Below are 16,486 nucleotides of genomic sequence, written 5' to 3'. Positions count from 1 at the left end.
GTGGGGGGGGGGCCCCCCCCCGGCGGTTCAAATTGCCGCAATCGGCAAGCAGAACCTCGTTGCCCTCTCCCCCGCCCCTCTCCCGCGAGCGGGAGAGGGGAGAAAGACAAGATCAGGAAACGATCAGACCACCACGGTCTGTGCCTGACCTTCAGCACGTTCCTGGATCTCGCCGATCTGCCACACGGCTTCGCCGGCTGCCTGCAGATGACGGATCGCGCGTTCGGCGTCTTCCTTGGCCACGATCACGACCATGCCGATGCCGCAGTTGAACACGCGGTGCATTTCGGCGTCGGCCACGTTGCCTTGGGCCTGCAGCCACTGGAACAGCGGCGGCAGCGTCCAGGCGCTGCTCTGGATCACGGCGGTCAGGTTGTCGGCCAGTACGCGCGGCACGTTCTCGGTCAGGCCACCGCCGGTGATGTGGGCCATGCCCTTGACCGGCAGCGTTTCGATCAGCGACAGCAGCGGCTTCACGTAGATGCGCGTCGGCGCCATGATGGCGTCCTGCAGGCGCTGGCCGTGGAAGTCGGCGTTCAGGTCCGGCTTGGCCACTTCGATGATCTTGCGCACCAGCGAATAGCCGTTCGAATGCGCGCCCGACGAAGCCAGGCCCAGCACCGCGTCGCCCGGGCGGATCGTGGTGCCGTCGATGATCTTCTTCTTTTCCACCGCGCCCACTGCAAAGCCGGCCAGATCGTACTCGCCGTCCGGGTACATGCTCGGCATTTCAGCGGTTTCGCCGCCGATCAGCGCGCAGCCGGCCAGTTCGCAACCTTGGGCGATGCCCTGGATCACGGTGGCGGCGGTGTCCACGTCCAGCTTGCCGCAGGCAAAGTAGTCGAGGAAGAACAGCGGCTCGGCACCCTGCACCAGGATGTCGTTCACGCTCATGGCCACCAGGTCCTGGCCCACGGTGTCGTGGCGGTTCAGCTGGAACGCCAGCTTGAGCTTGGTGCCCACGCCGTCGGTGCCGGACACCAGCACCGGCTCCTGGAACTTCTTCGACAGTTCGAACAGGGCGCCGAACCCGCCGATACCGGCCATCACGCCCTCGCGCATGGTGCGCTTGGCAAACGGCTTGATGCGGTCGACCAGGGCGTCGCCGGCTTCGATGTCAACACCGGCATCGCGGTAGGAAAGGCCTGCCTGGCCGGCGGTCGGGGATGCGCTCATGAGAGAACCTGCTTGTCTTTGAGGAGGGTGAAGTGTGGAATGCGGCGCTTGTTGCCGGCGCTTCCCGGGCCGTCTGGGCCAATCGGGCGCGGAGCACGGGCGCGACTCCAGTAAAATCGCGATTTTAACGGATACAGGCTCCCGGCGACCAGTGATCGCGGACGAATCCACCTGCCGCACTGCAAACCCATGACCCGCCGGCCCCTCCGATGACCGCCCCCCTGCTTTCCCAAGACACCAAGCGCATCCTGTTGTGGATCGTCGTGGCCGTGGCCCTTTTTGCCGTGATCCTGGCCCTGGCGCCCGTTCTGACGCCATTCCTGGTGGCATTCATCTTCGCGTACATCCTCAATCCGGGCGTGGACTGGCTGCAACGCCGCCGCGTGCCGCGCTTCATCGGCGTGGCGCTGATGATCGGGCTGCTGGGCGTGGCCCTGGTGCTGCTGGTGCTACTTCTGATTGCCGTGCTCCAGCGCGAAATCCCGCAATTGCGCGAACAGGTGCCCATCCTGCTGCAAAAGCTCAACAGCGTGCTGGCGCCGAAGCTGGCCGACCTGGGCGTGCGGGTGCGGTTCGACTTCCCCGGCCTGCGCAGCATGCTGCAGAACCGCTTCGCGGCCAGCCCCGAAGACCTGCTGCAGGTGCTGCTGGACTACGTGCGGGTGTCGGGTTCGGCACTGCTGGAGATCGCTGGGCTGCTGTTCATCGTGCCGATCCTGATGTTCTACCTGCTGATGGACTGGCATATGGTCATGCGGCGTATCGAGCGCCTGGTGCCGCGCCGCTGGGTGCCAAAGGTGCACGAGCTGTCCGCCGAGACCGACGCGCTGCTGTCGCAATACCTGCGCGGCCAGATCCTGGTCATGCTGATCCTGGCGGCGATTTACTCGATTGGACTTACCGTGGCCGGCTTCGACGTGGGCGTGCCGGTAGGTATTTTCACGGGGCTGGCGGTGTTCATCCCGTACATTGGCTTTGGCATCGGGCTGACGCTGGCCCTGGTGGCCGCGCTGCTGCAGTTTGGCAGTTGGTACGGACTGGGCGCCGTGGCCGTGGTATACGGAATCGGGCAGTTCGTGGAAAGCTTCTACCTGACCCCGCGCCTGGTGGGCGAGCGCATTGGCCTGCACCCGCTGGTCGTGATCTTCGCGCTGCTGGCGTTCGGGCAGTTGTTCGGCTTCTTCGGTGTGCTGCTGGCATTGCCGACGTGTGCCGTGCTGCTGGTCGGCGCGCGTCAGTTGCGGCGTGTTTACCTGGCCAGCGACCTGTATCGGCACTAATTCGACATCAACTCGGCCCCAGGCCCCGGCACGTATCGCGCAAGCAACGGATTCGTCATGTCACCGCGTCAAAGTCATAAGCAGCTGTCGCTGGAACTGGGCAGCCCGCCCCCGTCCACGTTCGACAATTTCTTCGTGGCCGCCAACCGCGAGCCGGTGCAGCGCCTGCGCGACCTGCCCGGCCTGGTGGCGCGCGAGCAGGCCAATGACCGCCTGTTCTACCTGTGGGGCGACATGGGGTCTGGCCGCACGCACCTGCTGCATGCCGTATGCGACACGGCCATCCACATCGGCCTGAACTGCCGCTACCTGAGCCCGCACCACGCGCTGGCCGACTTCATCTTCGACCCGGCCTGCCAGATCTATACCGTCGACAATGTCGAAGGTCTGGACGAAGCGCGCCAGATCGCCGTGTTCTCGCTTTACAACGAAGTGCGCGCTCACGTTCGTTGCGCCCTCATCGTGGCGGGTGGCCTTGCGCCGCTTGCCATGCCCGTACGTGAAGATTTGCGCACACGACTCGGCTGGGGGCTGGTCTACCAGCTCCAGCCGCTATCCGACGAGGACAAGATGACCGCGCTGGTACAGGCGGCCAAGGAACGCGGGCTGCAGTTGTCGCCCGAGATTCCGCACTGGCTGGTGACGCGGCACTACCGCGACATGCCCAGCCTGATGGCGCTGCTGGACGCGCTGGACATGTACGCACTGGAGCGCAAACGCGCGGTGACGCTGCCGCTACTGCGCGAAATGTTCGCCGAATTCCGGGAGTAACGGCCTTAACGATCCGCTCCCAGCGCGGGGCCGGCCATGATGCCGCTCCGCTTCCGCCCGGGCCGCACCGACCGCCCGTTGCACCTTAATGTAAAATCGCGCCCCATGAATCTGGCACTGTTTGACCTCGACCACACCCTGATCCCGACCGATAGCGACCACGAATGGGGCCGCTTCCTGGTCCGCATGGGCGTCGTCGACGAGGAATCGTATCGTCGCAAGAACGACGAGTTCTACAGCCAATACAAGGCTGGGACGCTCAATATCCAGGAATTCCTGCGCTTTGCGCTGGCGCCGCTGGCGGCCAACCCGCGTGACCGCCTGGACCAATGGCGCGTGCGCTTCATGCACGAAGTCATCGAGCCGGTCATCACGCCGCAGGCCAAGGCACTGGTGTACAAGCACCTGGAAGCCGGCGACCTGTGCGCCGTGGTCACCGCCACCAACAGTTTCGTCACCGCGCCCATCGCCCAGGCGTTCGGTATCAAGCATCTGATTGCCACCGACCCCGAAACGATCGACGGCAAGGCCGAGAGCGCGTTCACCGGCGAAGTAGCCGGCGTACCCAGCTTCCGCGAAGGCAAGATCACGCGGGTGGAAAGCTGGCTCAAGAGCCTGGGCGCCAAGTGGGACGACTTCGGCACCACCACGTTCTATAGCGATTCGGCCAACGACCTGCCGCTGCTCGAAAAGGTCAGCGAGCCCATCGCCGCCAACCCGGACGACCGGCTGCGCAACCACGCGGCAGCGGCTGGCTGGCGCATCATGGACCTGTTCTGACGTGATCAAGAAGCTCATCACCCGGCTGCTTGGCAAACCGGGACCCAAACAGCGCCGCACGGGCCGCGCCCACACCCCACGCGTGGTTGGCGTGGACGAGCACCGGATCGATCCCTCGCTGATCTCCCGCAACGCGGTCAAGGTCACCTCGACGCTCCAGCAGGCCGGCTACCAGGCGTTCATCGTCGGTGGCGCGGTACGCGACCTGCTGCTGGGCATCAAGCCCAAGGACTTCGACGTGGCCACCAACGCCACGCCGGAACAGGTGCAGGCGCTGTTCCGCCGCTCGCGCATCATCGGCCGCCGTTTCCAGATCGTGCACGTGACGTTCTACGGCGGGCGCGAGCAGGAAATCATCGAAGTGTCGACGTTCCGCGCACTGGTGGACGCCGTGGCCAGCGAAACGCTGCCCGAAGGCCGCCGCCTGAAGCGGGCCGAACTCGACAGCAAGACGCACGCGATTGATGCCAGCGGCCGCGTGCTGCGCGACAACGTGTGGGGATCGCAAGCCGAGGACGCCGAGCGCCGCGACTTCACGATCAACGCGATGTACTACGACCCGGCCGCGCAGACCGTGCATGACTACCATCACGGCATGGAAGACATCCGCGCGCGCACGCTGCGCATGATCGGCGACCCGGTCACGCGCTACCGCGAAGACCCCGTGCGCATGCTGCGCGTGGTGCGCTTTGCCGCCAAGACCGGTTTCGGCATCGACGAGGAAACGCGCGCGCCCATCGCCGAACTGGCGCCGCTGATCCACAACGTGCCCAGCGCGCGTCTGTTCGACGAAATGCTCAAGCTGCTGATGTCGGGCCATGCCTGGGCATCGCTGCAGGAACTGCGCAAGGCCGGCCTGCACAAGGGCCTGCTGCCGCTGCTGGACGTGGCGATCGAGCAGCCCATGGGCCAGCGCTTCGTGCAACTGGCGCTCGACAACACCGACCGGCGCGTGCAGGCGGGCAAGCCGGTATCGCCCGGGTTCCTGTTCGCGTCGCTGCTGTGGCACCACGTGCTGCAGCGCTGGACCAAGCTGCGTGAGGAAGGCGAGCACCCGATTGCCGCGCTCAACACGGCCATGGACATGGTGCTGGAAAAGCAGACCGGCCAGTTGGCAATCCAGCGCCGCTTTGTCACCGACATGCGCGATATCTGGGGCATGCAGCCGCGCTTTGAGAAGCGCGTGGGCCGCATGCCGTACCGCCTGCTGGAATCGCCGCGTTTCCGTGCGGGCTACGACTTCCTGCAACTGCGCTGCGAGGCAGGCGAGCAGCCGGCCGAGGTGGGCCAGTGGTGGACCGACTTCCAGAACGCACATCCCGACGAGCGCGAGGCGCTGCTCGAGGCCGCACGGCCCGCGCGCGGCAAGTCGGGCCGGGGTGGTGGTGGCGGCAGCCGGGAAGGTGGCGAGGGATCCGATGCCGGCGAGGCTGGCGACGGCCCGGACGGCACCGATGGCGAGGCGCCGGCACGCAAACGGCGCCGCCGACGCAGTCCGCGGAAATCAGATAAAGTGTCTTCCCGCAGCGAGGCGGAAACGAACGGTGGGGCCGATGGAGGTCAGTCCGAACCGGGATCCCGCCGCGCCCAGCCGGAGGAATAACATGACGCTTGCCTTCATCGGCATCGGCGCCAATCTTGGCGATGCGCGCCAGGCACTGAAGGACGCCATCGTGTGCCTGGCCCAGCAGGTCGGCATCTCGATCGTCGCCCGGTCGTCGTTCTATCGCACGGCACCGGTCGACGCCACGGGCGACGACTACTTCAATGCCGTGGTCAAGATCGAGACGCCGTTCACGGCGCCGCAACTGCTGCGCATCTGCCACCACATCGAAGACCAGTTCGGCCGCGAGCGGCCGTTCCACAACGCGCCGCGCACGCTGGACCTGGACCTGCTGCTGTTCGGCGCCGAATCGATCAATACCGAAACGCTGACCGTGCCGCACCCGCGCATCACCGAACGCGCGTTCGTGCTGGTACCCCTGGTCGAGCTGGACGCCGCCCTGGAAATTCCGGGACGCGGCCGCGCCGCCGACCACCTGCCTGGCGTGCAAGGCCAGCGCATCGAGAAGCTTTCCTCATGCAAGTGCACCCGCTTGCAGGAAGGCAAATCCAACGCGTGAGCGCGCAGGGCGTCTGACCCATGCTCGATCATCTGCGCCGCATCGTCGTGGAAGGCCCGATGGGATCGGGCAAGGCCTCGTTGGCGCAGCGCCTGGCGCAACACCTGCGGGCTGGCGAACTGCCCGATGGCGCGCGCCACAATCCATTCCTGGAACGCTTCTATCGCGAACCGCAGCGCTACGCGCTGCCGATGCAACTCGCCTGCCTGAACCAGCGCGCCACGCAATTGCAGCAGTGGCACGCGGCGATGCTCGCGGGCCATCGCATGATCTCGAATTTTCTCCATGCGCGTGACCGTCTCTACGCCGCGCTGACGCTGGAGGCCGACGAGCTCGCGCTCTACGACGCGCTGGCCGCTCGGCTGCAGGTGCCGCCCCAGCGGGTGGACCTGGTCATCATGCTCCAGGCCACGCCATCGCTGCTGCGCGAACGCATCCTGCGGCGCGCGCTGCCTGGCGAAACCGGCATCGACGAGTCGTACCTGCAGCGCCTGCACGATGCCTACGGCGAGCTGTTCCACCGCTATGACGACGCGCCCGTGCTGATCGTCGATACCGCCCACTTCAATCCGGTGGACAACGACGTCGATTTCCGTACACTACTGTCGCGCATCGAGAACATGCGGGGCCGCAAGGCCTTTCTGAATCTCGCGGCGTCCTGACTGCTCCATAGCCGCTGCAAAGACGCGCCTAAGGCCCCCGGCAGCACAACACGATAACGACAGGCCACCGCCGAAGTACTTCGTGCGATCCACGGCCGCCACTCCTACGGGCACTGCCATGAGTTACCTCCTCGACCCCTCCCGCAAGACCGTCACCATCACCAAACTGCAGGCCATGCACGATGCCGGCGACAAGATCGTCATGCTGACCGCCTACGACTCCAGCTTCGCGTCGCTGCTGGACTACTGCGGCGTGGAAATGATCCTGGTTGGCGATTCGCTCGGCAACGTGATGCAGGGCCAGCAGACCACGCTGCCCGTCACGCTGGAACACATGGCCTACCACACCGAATGCGTGGCGCGCGGCAACCAGACCGCCCTGCTGGTCGCGGACCTGCCGTTCGGCACGTATCCCACGCCTGAGAAAGCATTCGAGAGCGCGGCCACGCTGATGCGCGCCGGTGCGCAGATGGTCAAGCTCGAAGGCGGCGAATGGCTGGCGCCGATCGTGAAGTTCCTGATCGAGCGCAGCATTCCGGTCTGCGCGCATATCGGCCTGACCCCGCAATCGGTTCACGCGTTCGGCGGTTTCAAGGTGCAAGGCAAGACCGAAGCCGGCGCTGCACAACTCAAGCGCGACGCGCAGGCGCTGGAGGCCGCTGGCGCCCAGGTGATTCTGATGGAAGCGGTGCCCGCCACGTTGGCCGGCGAAGTGACCGCGCTGCTGAAGGTGCCGACTATCGGCATCGGCGCGGGCGTGGATTGCTCTGGCCAGGTGCTGGTGCTGCAGGACATGCTGCACATCTACCCGGGCCGCAAGGCCAAGTTCGTGCGCAACTTCATGGAAGGCCAGACTTCGATCGAAGCGGCCGTGCGGGCGTATGTGGCCGCAGTGAAGGACAGCAGCTTCCCGGCGGTGGAACATACGTTTTCGGCTTGAGGCCGGTCAATCCACGCTGGAAGTAAGCTCCCCTCTCCCGCGAAGCGGGAGAGGGGAGAAAACCCAGTGGGATAGCTAACACACTAGCTCAGCCCGCATCACCCCGCGCAGCGCATTCACCACCACCACCGCCTCCGCCCGCAACACCATCTCGCGCGTGACCACGGCCTCCATCACCGGACCGTCGACCAGCGCATCGCCCTCCTCCAGCACCACCGCACGCATCACGCCCGGCAAGATGTCCGCCGACAGCGGCGGCGTCATCCACTGCCCGTCAACCTTGACGAACACCGACGTCCGGCCGCCCTCAAGCAATTCATCACGTGTGTTGAAGAACAGCGCATCGAATGCGCCGCGACGCTCGGCCGCCTGCCATCCGGCGTCAAAGACCGCACGCGCGCTGATCTTGTGGCGACGCAGCGGATCCGCCACCGCCAGTCGTTCTTCCGCCAGTTCGATCGTCACGCCATCGGCGGGCAGCGGCACGAGCGCGCCGCTGGCAAAGGTCAGCGTGCCGCGCTTGTCGATGCTCATCCGCAGGCGCCGGTCGCCGTCGCCAATGCGCGCCGCCTCCGCTTGAAGTGCTGCGCGCACGGCCGGCAGATCGATGGCAAAGCCGAAGGCCCTCGACGAGTGCGCGATGCGCGCCAGATGCCGCTCGCGACGCAACACCACGCCATCGCGCGCATGCATGGTCTCGAACAGCGAGAAGCCTGGATCGTGCGCGGTCAGGAAACGCGCTTTCCAGCCGCACTCGGCAAACTCGTCGTCGGCCACGCTGTCATGGACGATGCCGCCGCCCACGCCCATCTCGCCGCGCCGCAAGCCGTCATCGCCCACGGCATCGAGCACCAGCGTCCGGATGGCGACCGACATGCCAAACGGGCCCAGCGTGCCGCCGTCCTGCGGCGCGTCGAGCCATCCGATCGAGCCTGTGTAGAGGCCCCGTGGCGACGACTCCAGCTCGGCGATGATCTGCATGGTGCGGCGCTTGGGGGCACCTGTGATCGACCCACACGGGAACAACGCCTGCATCAGCGCGCCGAACGACGTTTGCGGCCGCGTCGTGGCTGTTACCGTCGACGTCATCTGCAGCACGCGTCCGAACGGTTCGACCACGAAGCGCTCCGGCACCGCCACGCTGCCGGGCACGGCAACGCGTCCCAGGTCGTTGCGCAGCAGGTCGACGATCATCACGTTTTCCGCGCGGTTCTTGGCATCGGCGGCCAGTACCTTGGCGGCGCGGTTGTCCTGTTCCGGGTCGCCGGTGCGCGGCGCCGTCCCTTTCATGGGCCGCGCGACGAGATGGCCGGCGCCATCGTGCGCCACGAAGAGCTCCGGCGATAGCGACAGCACCCAGCCATCGTCGGGCAGGCAGGCCAGCACGCCGAACGGCACCGGCTGCGCGTCGCGCAATGCCGCGTAGAACGCCACAGGGTCGCCGAATGCGCCAAAGCGAAGCCGTTGCGTGAAGTTGACCTGGTAGGTGTCGCCCGCTTCGATGTACGCGTGGATGCGGGCGATGGCCTCGGCGTATTGCCGATGCGAAAGGTTGGCGGTGACGTCGATGACCCCGGCCGGGCCGGGCGGGCTTTGCGCGGCAAGCCACTGCCTGACCTCGTCCGCGTCGAGCATCGCCAGCGAGCGGAACCACATCAGCCGCAGTGCGCCGTCATGGAACGGCAGGTCCGCATCGACGTGAACCGGTGCGCCGACCACGTGGCCGCCGAATTCATAGGGTGCGAACAGAGCCAGATGCAATCCGGCCTGCCAGCCCTGCTGCAACAGCGCGTCGATGCTTGCGCAATCGGTGCCGGCCGGTACGTTGTCTTCGCGCACGAAGCCGGTGTAGAGCCGCGATGCGGCAACGCCGGGCGCGTGGGCGTCGTCGAGCAGGACGAAGGAGTCTTGGGAAGCGGTCAAGGACGATACAGGTGTGGTCGGCTTTTGTGAGGCTGGCCCTCTCCCCCGGCCCCTCTCCCGCGTGGCGGGAGAGGGGGGAAAACAAGGGGGCGGGAGCCGGCGCATTCAGCACCAACAATACATAAAAAAACCGGCCACGTTGCTCACGTAGCCGGTTTCTGTTTCCAGCCGCGCGCAGGCGTCAGCTGAAGAAGCTCTTGACCTTGTCCAGCCAGGACTGCTCCTGCGGACTGTGGCGCGAACCGCCCTCGTGCACCGAGCGATCGAACTGGCGCAGCAGTTCCTTCTGCGCGTCGGTCAGCTTGACCGGCGTTTCCACGTTCACATGCACGTAGAGGTCGCCGGGGTAGCCCGAGCGCACGCCCTTGATGCCCTTGCCGCGCAGCCGGAACGTCTTGCCGGCCTGCGTGCCTTCGGGCACCGGGAAACTGGCCTTGCCGCCCAGCGTCGGCACTTCCAGCTCGCCGCCCAGCGCCGCCGTGGCGAACGAGATCGGCATCTGGCAATGCAGGTCGTCGCCGTCGCGCTCGAATACTTCGTGCGCCTTGATGTGCACTTCCACATACAGATCGCCCGGCGGGCCGCCGTTGATGCCCGGCTCGCCGTTGCCCGACGAACGAATGCGCATGCCTTCGTCGATACCGGCCGGAATCTTCACCTCGAGCGTCTTCTGCGACTTCAGCTTGCCCTGGCCGTGGCACTTCGTGCAGGGCTTGGGAATGAACTTGCCGCTGCCGTGGCACTTCGGGCAGGTCTGCTGCATCGTGAAGAAGCCCTGCGACACGCGCACCTGGCCGATGCCGTTACAGGTCGGGCAGGTTTCCACTGACGATCCGGGCTCGGCGCCCTTGCCGTGGCAGTGGTCGCAATCGTCCCAGTGCGGCACGCGGATCTGCGCCTCGTGGCCGTGCGCGGCCTGCTCCAGCGAGATTTCCATGCTGTAGCGCAGGTCGGCGCCACGGTAGGCTTGCGGGCCATTGCCGCGCCGTCCGCCGGCCGCTTGCTGGCCGAAGATGTCGCCAAAGATGTCGCCGAACGCCTCGGCAAATCCACCGCCGCCGAAACCGCCGGCGCCAAACCCGCCCGCCATGTTCGGGTCAACGCCCGCATGGCCGTACTGGTCGTAGGCAGCCTTCTTCTCGGGGTCGGAGAGCATCTCGTAGGCCTCCTTGACCTCCTTGAATTTCTCCTCGGCTTCCTTGTTGTCCGGATTGCGGTCCGGGTGGTACTTCATCGCGAGCTTGCGATAGGCCTTCTTGAACTCGTCGTCGCTCGCGTCCTTGCCTACCCCGAGCACTTCGTAGTAGTCACGTTTTGCCATGGTGGCTCATACCTGATTGGCCCGGCGAGTCACAAAACTCCCGCCGTGCGATAAGCAAAAAAGCCGAGCGCGGTGTCCGACAGCGGTTTGCACCTCGAGTCAGACCACCGTCGCCCGGCGTGGGGAACGGGCGGCGGCGCCGGCAAATCCCGCGCGCGCCGCCCACTTCCCGCTTACTTCTTGTCGTTCACTTCCTTGAACTCGGCATCCACGACATTGTCGTCCTGCGGCTGGGCCTGCTGATGGCCGCCGGCGGCACCGCCGGCCGCACCCGCGGCACCGGCTTCGCCTGCCTTGGCCTGCATGTCGGCGTACACCTTCTCGCCCAGCTTCTGGCTGACTTCGGACAGCGCGTTGACCTTGGCATCGATGTCGGCCTTGTCGCCGCCGCGTGCGGCGTCTTCCAGGTCCTTGATCGCGGCTTCGATCTTTTCCTTCTCGCCGGCCTCGAGCTTGTCGCCATGCTCGGTCAGTGCCTTGCGCGTCGAGTGGATCAGCGCGTCGGCCTGGTTGCGGGCATCAGCCAGCTCACGGGCCTTCTTGTCTTCCTCGGCGTTGGCCTCGGCGTCCTTGACCATGCGCTGGATCTCGTCTTCCGACAGACCCGAGTTCGCCTTGATCGTGATGCGGTTTTCCTTGCCGGTGGCCTTGTCCTTGGCGCCCACGTGCAGAATGCCGTTGGCGTCGATGTCGAACGCAACCTCGATCTGCGGCGTGCCGCGCGGCGACGGCGGAATGCCTTCCAGGTTGAACTCGCCCAGCAGCTTGTTGCCGCTGGCCATCTCGCGCTCGCCCTGGAACACCTTGATCGTCACGGCCGGCTGGTTGTCGTCGGCGGTCGAGAACACCTGGGCGTGCTTGGTCGGGATGGTCGTGTTCTTGTTGATCATCTTGGTCATCACGCCACCCAGCGTCTCGATGCCCAGCGACAGCGGCGTCACGTCCAGCAGCAGCACGTCGGTACGGTCACCCGACAGCACCGAACCCTGGATGGCAGCACCCACGGCCACGGCTTCGTCCGGGTTCACGTCCTTGCGGGCTTCCTTGCCGAAGAACTCGCGCACCTGCTCCTGCACCTTGGGCATGCGGGTCATGCCGCCCACCAGGATCACGTCGTCGATGTCGCTGACCTTGACGCCGGCGTCCTTGATCGCGGTGCGGCACGGTTCGATCGTGCGGGCGATCAGGTCTTCCACCAGCGCTTCGAGCTTGGCGCGCGTGATCTTCAGGTTCAAGTGCTTCGGACCCGAGGCATCCGCAGTGATGTACGGCAGGTTGATTTCGGTCTGCTGCGAGCTCGACAGTTCGATCTTGGCCTTTTCGGCGGCTTCCTTCAGGCGCTGCAGGGCCAGCACGTCCTTCGACAGGTCGACGCCCTGTTCCTTCTTGAACTCACCGATGATGTAGTCGATGATGCGCTGGTCGAAGTCTTCACCGCCCAGGAACGTGTCGCCGTTGGTCGACAGCACTTCGAACTGCTTCTCGCCATCCACGTCGGCGATTTCGATGATCGAGATGTCGAACGTGCCGCCACCCAGGTCATACACGGCAATCTTGCGGTCGCCCTTCTCGTTCTTGTCCATGCCGAACGCCAGCGCCGCGGCGGTGGGTTCGTTGATGATGCGCTTGACTTCCAGGCCCGCGATGCGGCCGGCGTCCTTGGTGGCCTGGCGCTGCGAGTCGTTGAAGTATGCCGGCACCGTGATCACGGCTTCGGTCACGGGCTCGCCCAGGTAGTCCTCGGCGGTCTTCTTCATCTTGCGCAGCACTTCGGCCGACACCTGCGGCGGGGCCAGCTTCTGGTCGCGCACGCCAACCCAGGCGTCGCCGTTGTCGGCCTTGACGATCGCGTACGGCATCAGGCCGATGTCCTTCTGGACTTCCTTCTCTTCGAACTTGCGGCCGATCAGGCGCTTCACCGCGTACAGCGTGTTACGCGGGTTCGTCACGGCCTGACGCTTGGCGGGTGCGCCAACCAGGATCTCGCCGTCTTCCATGTAGGCGATGATCGACGGCGTGGTGCGCGTGCCTTCCGAGTTTTCGATGACTTTCGGCGTGTTGCCTTCCAGGACCGACACGCAGCTATTGGTGGTACCCAGGTCGATACCGATGATCTTACCCATAATGTTCTCTCCTATTGCCCTGTCTCTCACCAGGGGCTTGCAGACTTGACTGAGGGCGAAATGTGGCCGTCCCGGGCCATTTCAAGGGCGAAATATGCAATACCGACTAAATTTCTCGGTTTTTCGCCCGGGACTGCCTTCACCCGCTACGTTACTTTTGAATCACATTCAGGTCGGACGGGCGCGCTGCCACTGCACGTCGGTGCCGCCAGCCGCCCGGTTCAGCACGCGGGCCAGCACGAACAGCAGGTCGGAGAGCCGGTTCAGGTACTGGCGCGGCGCCTCGTTCAGCGCCTCGGCGGCGCCCAGTTCCACCAGCGCGCGCTCGGCGCGCCGGCACACCGTGCGGCACACATGGGCAACGGCGGCGGCACGGCTGCCGCCCGGCAGGATGAACTCGGCCAGCCGGGGCAGGCTGGCGTTGTAATGCTCCAGCCAGGTGTCGAGTTGCGCCACCTGGGGCTCCTTGAGCAGCGTGTACCCGGGAATCGACAGTTCGCCGCCCAGGTCGAACAGGTCGTGCTGGATATGCAACAGGGCATCGCGCACGTCGCCAGGCAGGCCGGGCTCGGTCAGCAGCACGCCGATGTTGGAATTCAGTTCATCGACGTCGCCGATCGCCGCAATGCGCAGGCTGTTCTTGCCCACGCGGCTGCCGTCGCCCAGGCCGGTGGTGCCGGCGTCTCCGGTGCGCGTGGCGATCTTGGACAGGCGGTTGCCCATGCCGGTCTCCTCTTTATGGTCAGGTCTTCGAAGTGGCGCAATTATGGCGCGCTTCGGCCCGCCACGGCCGCTTATCGGCGTTCGCGGGACAAATGCCCGTCCTTCAGGTGACGCGCACTGCGTAGGCGAGTCGTAGAATAGCGGCATCCCACTGCATACAGAGCCCAACGGCCCGCCCGGAGACCCGCATGAACCACCCCACCCCAGCCGCCGCCCTGGCGCGCCGTCCGTTCCCGTCCGAGCTGGCCCAGGCCCTGACCGCGCGCTTCGGCGACCGGTTCTCCACCTCGACAGGCGTGCGCGAGCACCATGGCCGCGACGAATCGCCATTTCCGCCGGCCGCGCCGGACGCCGTGGTCTTTGCCCACACCACCGAGGAAGTGGCCGAAGTGGCCAGGTTGTGCAACGCACACAGCGTGCCGCTGATCGCCTATGGCGCCGGTTCGTCGCTGGAAGGCCACCTGCTGGCCGTGGCCGGCGGCGTGAGCCTGGATCTGTCGCAAATGAACCGCGTGCTGTCCGTGCATCCGGAAGACCTGACCGTCACGGTGCAGCCCGGCGTCACGCGCAAGCAGCTGAACCAGGAGATCAAGGACACGGGCCTGTTCTTCCCGATCGATCCGGGCGCGGACGCGTCGCTGGGCGGCATGTGCGCCACGCGCGCCTCGGGCACCAATGCAGTCCGCTACGGCACGATGCGCGAGAACGTGCTGGCCCTGACCGTAGTCACGGCCGACGGCCGCGTGATCCGCACCGGCACCAACGCCCGCAAGTCGTCGGCCGGCTACGACCTGACCCGCCTGTTCGTGGGCAGCGAAGGCACGCTCGGCATCATCACCGAGGTCACGGTGCGCCTGTATCCGCAGCCCGAAGCCATCTCGGCCGCCGTCTGCGCGTTCCCGAGCATGGGCGACGCGGTACGCGCGACGATCCAGACCATCCAGCTTGGCGTGCCGGTGGCGCGCGTGGAATTCGTCGATGCGCTGGCCATCCGCGCGATCAACCGCCACGACAACCTGACGCTGCCGGAAACCCCGCACCTGTTCTTCGAATTCCACGGCACCGAGGCCGGCGTGCGCGAGCAGGCCGAGACCGTGCAGGAAATCGTGGCCGACCACGGCGGCCAGGGCTTCGAATGGGCCACGCGCCCCGAAGACCGCACGCGGCTCTGGAACGCGCGCCACACCGCCTACTTTGCGATGCTGCAGCTCAAGCCGGGCTGCCGCGCGGTGACCACCGACGTCTGCGTGCCGATTTCGCGGCTGGCCGACTGCGTGATGGAAACCGAGCAGGACCTGAACGCGTCGTCGCTGCCCTGCCCGATCGTCGGCCACGTCGGCGACGGCAATTTCCACGTGGCAATCCTGGTCGATACGGCCAAGCCCGAGGAAATGGCCGAGGCCGAGGATATCAACCGCCGGATCGTGCAGCGCGCGCTGGCGATGGGCGGCACCTGTACCGGCGAGCACGGCGTGGGGCTGCACAAGATGGGCTTTCTCGTGCAGGAGCACGGCGAGGATGCGCTGGACCTGATGCGCGCCATCAAGGACGCATTCGACCCGAACCACATCCTGAACCCGGGCAAGATCTTCAGCGCGTCGCGTTGAAGCCGCGGCCATGGCATCGGTTTTCCAACGCGTACCTCCGCTGCACCTGCTGATCGCCTTCGAATCAGCGGCGCGCCTGGGCAGCTTTGCCCGCGCCGCCGAGGAACTGTCGGTCACACCGAGCGCGGTCTCGCACCGCATCAAGAACCTGGAAGAACTCTGGGGCGACGACCTGTTCGTGCGATCCAACGCCGCGCTGCGGCTCACCGCGGCGGGCACGCGCTACCAGCGCAATGTGCAGGACGCGCTGAAGTCGCTCAACGAGCTTGCACGCCCCGAGTACAACAAGCTGCGCACGCGCCTGCGCGTAGCCATTCCGCCCACCTTCGGCCGCCAGCACCTGGTGCCGCGCCTGCCGGAGTTCAGCGCGCTGTATCCGCATATCGACCTGGAGCTGCACCTGGCGGTGCCGTTCCTGGACGTGAAGGCCGAAGATACCGACATCGAGATCCGCTATGGCACGGGGCGCTACCCGGACCTGAAGACCACCAAGCTGCTGGTGGAACCGGTGTTTCCGGCATGCGGACGCGAGTACCACGAGCGCGTGAACGGCTTTGCGATCACGAAACCCGAGGATCTGCACAATCTGACTCTGCTGCGCAGCCCGCTGGAGCCGTGGCGCCCATGGTTCGAGAAGGCCGGCCTGGACTGGCCCGAGCCGCAGACGGGCGCGCAGTTCAACGATATCGGCCTGATGCTGGAAGCCATCGTGTCGAACCAGGGCGTGGGGCTGGTGCGCCAGCGCATGGCGCGCCAGTGGCTGGCGGCCGGCCAGATGGTGAAGCTGCTGGACATCGAATCGGTGTCGCCCCACGGCTACTACATCGTCGAGCGCGAGCAGGCGCCGCTGATGCCCGAGGCGCGCTACTTCATCGACTGGCTGCTCGGGCTGGACTGGTAGCGTCCGAGCCACTACGCTGAAAGCGGCCTCCCGGCCCTGTGGCAGCCCCGGCATGAACCATTTTGATCGGGATGGCATGCCGAATTCACGTGCGCCGGAGCCCGCCCGGCGAGGTGCCTGCGCTATAGTCTGCCGTCCCGGCCGCTTGCCTGCGCA

The 16,486-nt window shown here is 66.1% G+C and carries 14 protein-coding genes; 9 read left to right on the top strand and 5 right to left on the bottom strand.

The window, feature by feature from the left end; all coding sequences use genetic code 11:
- Positions 1-123 precede the first annotated feature (123 nt).
- Positions 124-1,176, bottom strand: a complete 1,053-nt coding sequence (gene purM / locus MFF62_RS29910; RefSeq protein WP_238267594.1) for a phosphoribosylformylglycinamidine cyclo-ligase — start codon at positions 1,174-1,176, stop codon at positions 124-126.
- Positions 1,177-1,385: 209 nt separating this feature from the next.
- On the opposite strand from purM, the gene MFF62_RS29905 reads away from it, so the two are divergent.
- The 7 genes from MFF62_RS29905 to panB all read left to right on the top strand — a co-directional run bounded on the left by MFF62_RS29905 (position 1,386) and on the right by panB (position 7,732).
- Positions 1,386-2,456: an AI-2E family transporter gene (locus tag MFF62_RS29905; protein WP_238267593.1), complete on the top strand. Its 1,071-nt coding sequence runs from the start codon at positions 1,386-1,388 to the stop codon at positions 2,454-2,456.
- 57 nt (positions 2,457-2,513) lie between these two features.
- The gene (gene hda, locus MFF62_RS29900) at positions 2,514-3,227 is read left to right on the top strand and encodes a DnaA regulatory inactivator Hda (RefSeq protein WP_238267592.1); all 714 of its coding nucleotides are present in this window, start codon (positions 2,514-2,516) and stop codon (positions 3,225-3,227) included.
- Between the two features lie 105 nt (positions 3,228-3,332).
- Positions 3,333-4,007 carry a histidinol-phosphatase gene (locus MFF62_RS29895; RefSeq protein ID WP_238267591.1) on the top strand — a complete coding sequence of 225 codons (675 nt, stop codon included), beginning with the start codon at positions 3,333-3,335 and terminating at the stop codon, positions 4,005-4,007.
- Position 4,008: 1 nt separating this feature from the next.
- Complete coding sequence (gene pcnB, locus MFF62_RS29890) at positions 4,009-5,610, top strand: polynucleotide adenylyltransferase PcnB (protein ID WP_238267590.1); 1,602 nt, start codon at positions 4,009-4,011, stop codon at positions 5,608-5,610.
- Position 5,611: 1 nt separating this feature from the next.
- Positions 5,612-6,130: a 2-amino-4-hydroxy-6-hydroxymethyldihydropteridine diphosphokinase gene (gene folK, locus MFF62_RS29885; RefSeq protein ID WP_238267586.1), complete on the top strand. Its 519-nt coding sequence runs from the start codon at positions 5,612-5,614 to the stop codon at positions 6,128-6,130.
- A 20-nt stretch (positions 6,131-6,150) separates the two neighbouring features.
- Positions 6,151-6,792: a deoxynucleoside kinase gene (locus MFF62_RS29880; RefSeq protein ID WP_238267585.1), complete on the top strand. Its 642-nt coding sequence runs from the start codon at positions 6,151-6,153 to the stop codon at positions 6,790-6,792.
- A 118-nt stretch (positions 6,793-6,910) separates the two neighbouring features.
- On the top strand, positions 6,911-7,732 hold the full coding sequence (gene panB, locus MFF62_RS29875; RefSeq protein ID WP_238267584.1) for a 3-methyl-2-oxobutanoate hydroxymethyltransferase: 822 nt from the start codon (positions 6,911-6,913) through the stop codon (positions 7,730-7,732).
- 75 nt (positions 7,733-7,807) lie between these two features.
- Here the strand turns inward: panB and pabB are convergent, their stop codons facing one another.
- The 4 genes from pabB to MFF62_RS29855 form a co-directional block, all read right to left on the bottom strand.
- On the bottom strand, positions 7,808-9,760 hold the full coding sequence (pabB, locus tag MFF62_RS29870) for an aminodeoxychorismate synthase component I (protein WP_404990858.1): 1,953 nt from the start codon (positions 9,758-9,760) through the stop codon (positions 7,808-7,810).
- A gap of 76 nt (positions 9,761-9,836) precedes the next feature.
- Entirely contained in the window at positions 9,837-10,976 is a 1,140-nt protein-coding gene (gene dnaJ / locus MFF62_RS29865) for a molecular chaperone DnaJ (protein ID WP_238267582.1), read from the bottom strand.
- A gap of 173 nt (positions 10,977-11,149) precedes the next feature.
- Positions 11,150-13,099 (bottom strand): molecular chaperone DnaK, encoded by a 1,950-nt coding sequence (dnaK, locus tag MFF62_RS29860; RefSeq protein WP_238267580.1) that lies wholly within the window; start codon positions 13,097-13,099, stop codon positions 11,150-11,152.
- 168 nt (positions 13,100-13,267) lie between these two features.
- The gene (locus MFF62_RS29855; RefSeq protein ID WP_238267571.1) at positions 13,268-13,822 is read right to left on the bottom strand and encodes a cob(I)yrinic acid a,c-diamide adenosyltransferase; all 555 of its coding nucleotides are present in this window, start codon (positions 13,820-13,822) and stop codon (positions 13,268-13,270) included.
- 188 nt (positions 13,823-14,010) lie between these two features.
- Here MFF62_RS29855 and MFF62_RS29850 point away from each other — a divergent pair, with 188 nt between their 5' ends.
- Together MFF62_RS29850 and MFF62_RS29845 are read left to right on the top strand one after the other, a co-directional pair.
- The gene (locus MFF62_RS29850) at positions 14,011-15,429 is read left to right on the top strand and encodes an FAD-binding oxidoreductase (RefSeq protein WP_238267570.1); all 1,419 of its coding nucleotides are present in this window, start codon (positions 14,011-14,013) and stop codon (positions 15,427-15,429) included.
- 10 nt (positions 15,430-15,439) lie between these two features.
- Positions 15,440-16,330 carry a LysR substrate-binding domain-containing protein gene (locus MFF62_RS29845; RefSeq protein ID WP_238267569.1) on the top strand — a complete coding sequence of 297 codons (891 nt, stop codon included), beginning with the start codon at positions 15,440-15,442 and terminating at the stop codon, positions 16,328-16,330.
- Positions 16,331-16,486 lie beyond the last annotated feature (156 nt).

This window comes from Cupriavidus pauculus (genome assembly GCF_022179805.1).
In the GTDB taxonomy this organism is placed as follows: Bacteria; Pseudomonadota; Gammaproteobacteria; order Burkholderiales; family Burkholderiaceae; genus Cupriavidus; species Cupriavidus pauculus_E.
Note: the sequence above shows the minus strand (reverse complement) of the source record. Positions and strands in the feature narration are given on the sequence as shown.

Bases quoted from the DNA above. Each gene is read 5' to 3' on its own strand.
- MFF62_RS29845 (WP_238267569.1), top strand. From the start codon at position 15,440: ATGGCATCGGTTTTCCAACGCGTACCTCCGCTGCACCTGCTGATCGCC.
- MFF62_RS29855 (WP_238267571.1), bottom strand. From the start codon at position 13,822: ATGGGCAACCGCCTGTCCAAGATCGCCACGCGCACCGGAGACGCCGGC.
- hda (WP_238267592.1), top strand. From the start codon at position 2,514: ATGTCACCGCGTCAAAGTCATAAGCAGCTGTCGCTGGAACTGGGCAGC.
- MFF62_RS29895 (WP_238267591.1), top strand. From the start codon at position 3,333: ATGAATCTGGCACTGTTTGACCTCGACCACACCCTGATCCCGACCGAT.
- pabB (WP_404990858.1), bottom strand. From the start codon at position 9,760: ATGCGCCGGCTCCCGCCCCCTTGTTTTCCCCCCTCTCCCGCCACGCGG.
- MFF62_RS29880 (WP_238267585.1), top strand. From the start codon at position 6,151: ATGCTCGATCATCTGCGCCGCATCGTCGTGGAAGGCCCGATGGGATCG.
- purM (WP_238267594.1), bottom strand. From the start codon at position 1,176: ATGAGCGCATCCCCGACCGCCGGCCAGGCAGGCCTTTCCTACCGCGAT.
- panB (WP_238267584.1), top strand. From the start codon at position 6,911: ATGAGTTACCTCCTCGACCCCTCCCGCAAGACCGTCACCATCACCAAA.
- dnaK (WP_238267580.1), bottom strand. From the start codon at position 13,099: ATGGGTAAGATCATCGGTATCGACCTGGGTACCACCAATAGCTGCGTG.
- MFF62_RS29905 (WP_238267593.1), top strand. From the start codon at position 1,386: ATGACCGCCCCCCTGCTTTCCCAAGACACCAAGCGCATCCTGTTGTGG.
- MFF62_RS29850 (WP_238267570.1), top strand. From the start codon at position 14,011: ATGAACCACCCCACCCCAGCCGCCGCCCTGGCGCGCCGTCCGTTCCCG.
- dnaJ (WP_238267582.1), bottom strand. From the start codon at position 10,976: ATGGCAAAACGTGACTACTACGAAGTGCTCGGGGTAGGCAAGGACGCG.
- folK (WP_238267586.1), top strand. From the start codon at position 5,612: ATGACGCTTGCCTTCATCGGCATCGGCGCCAATCTTGGCGATGCGCGC.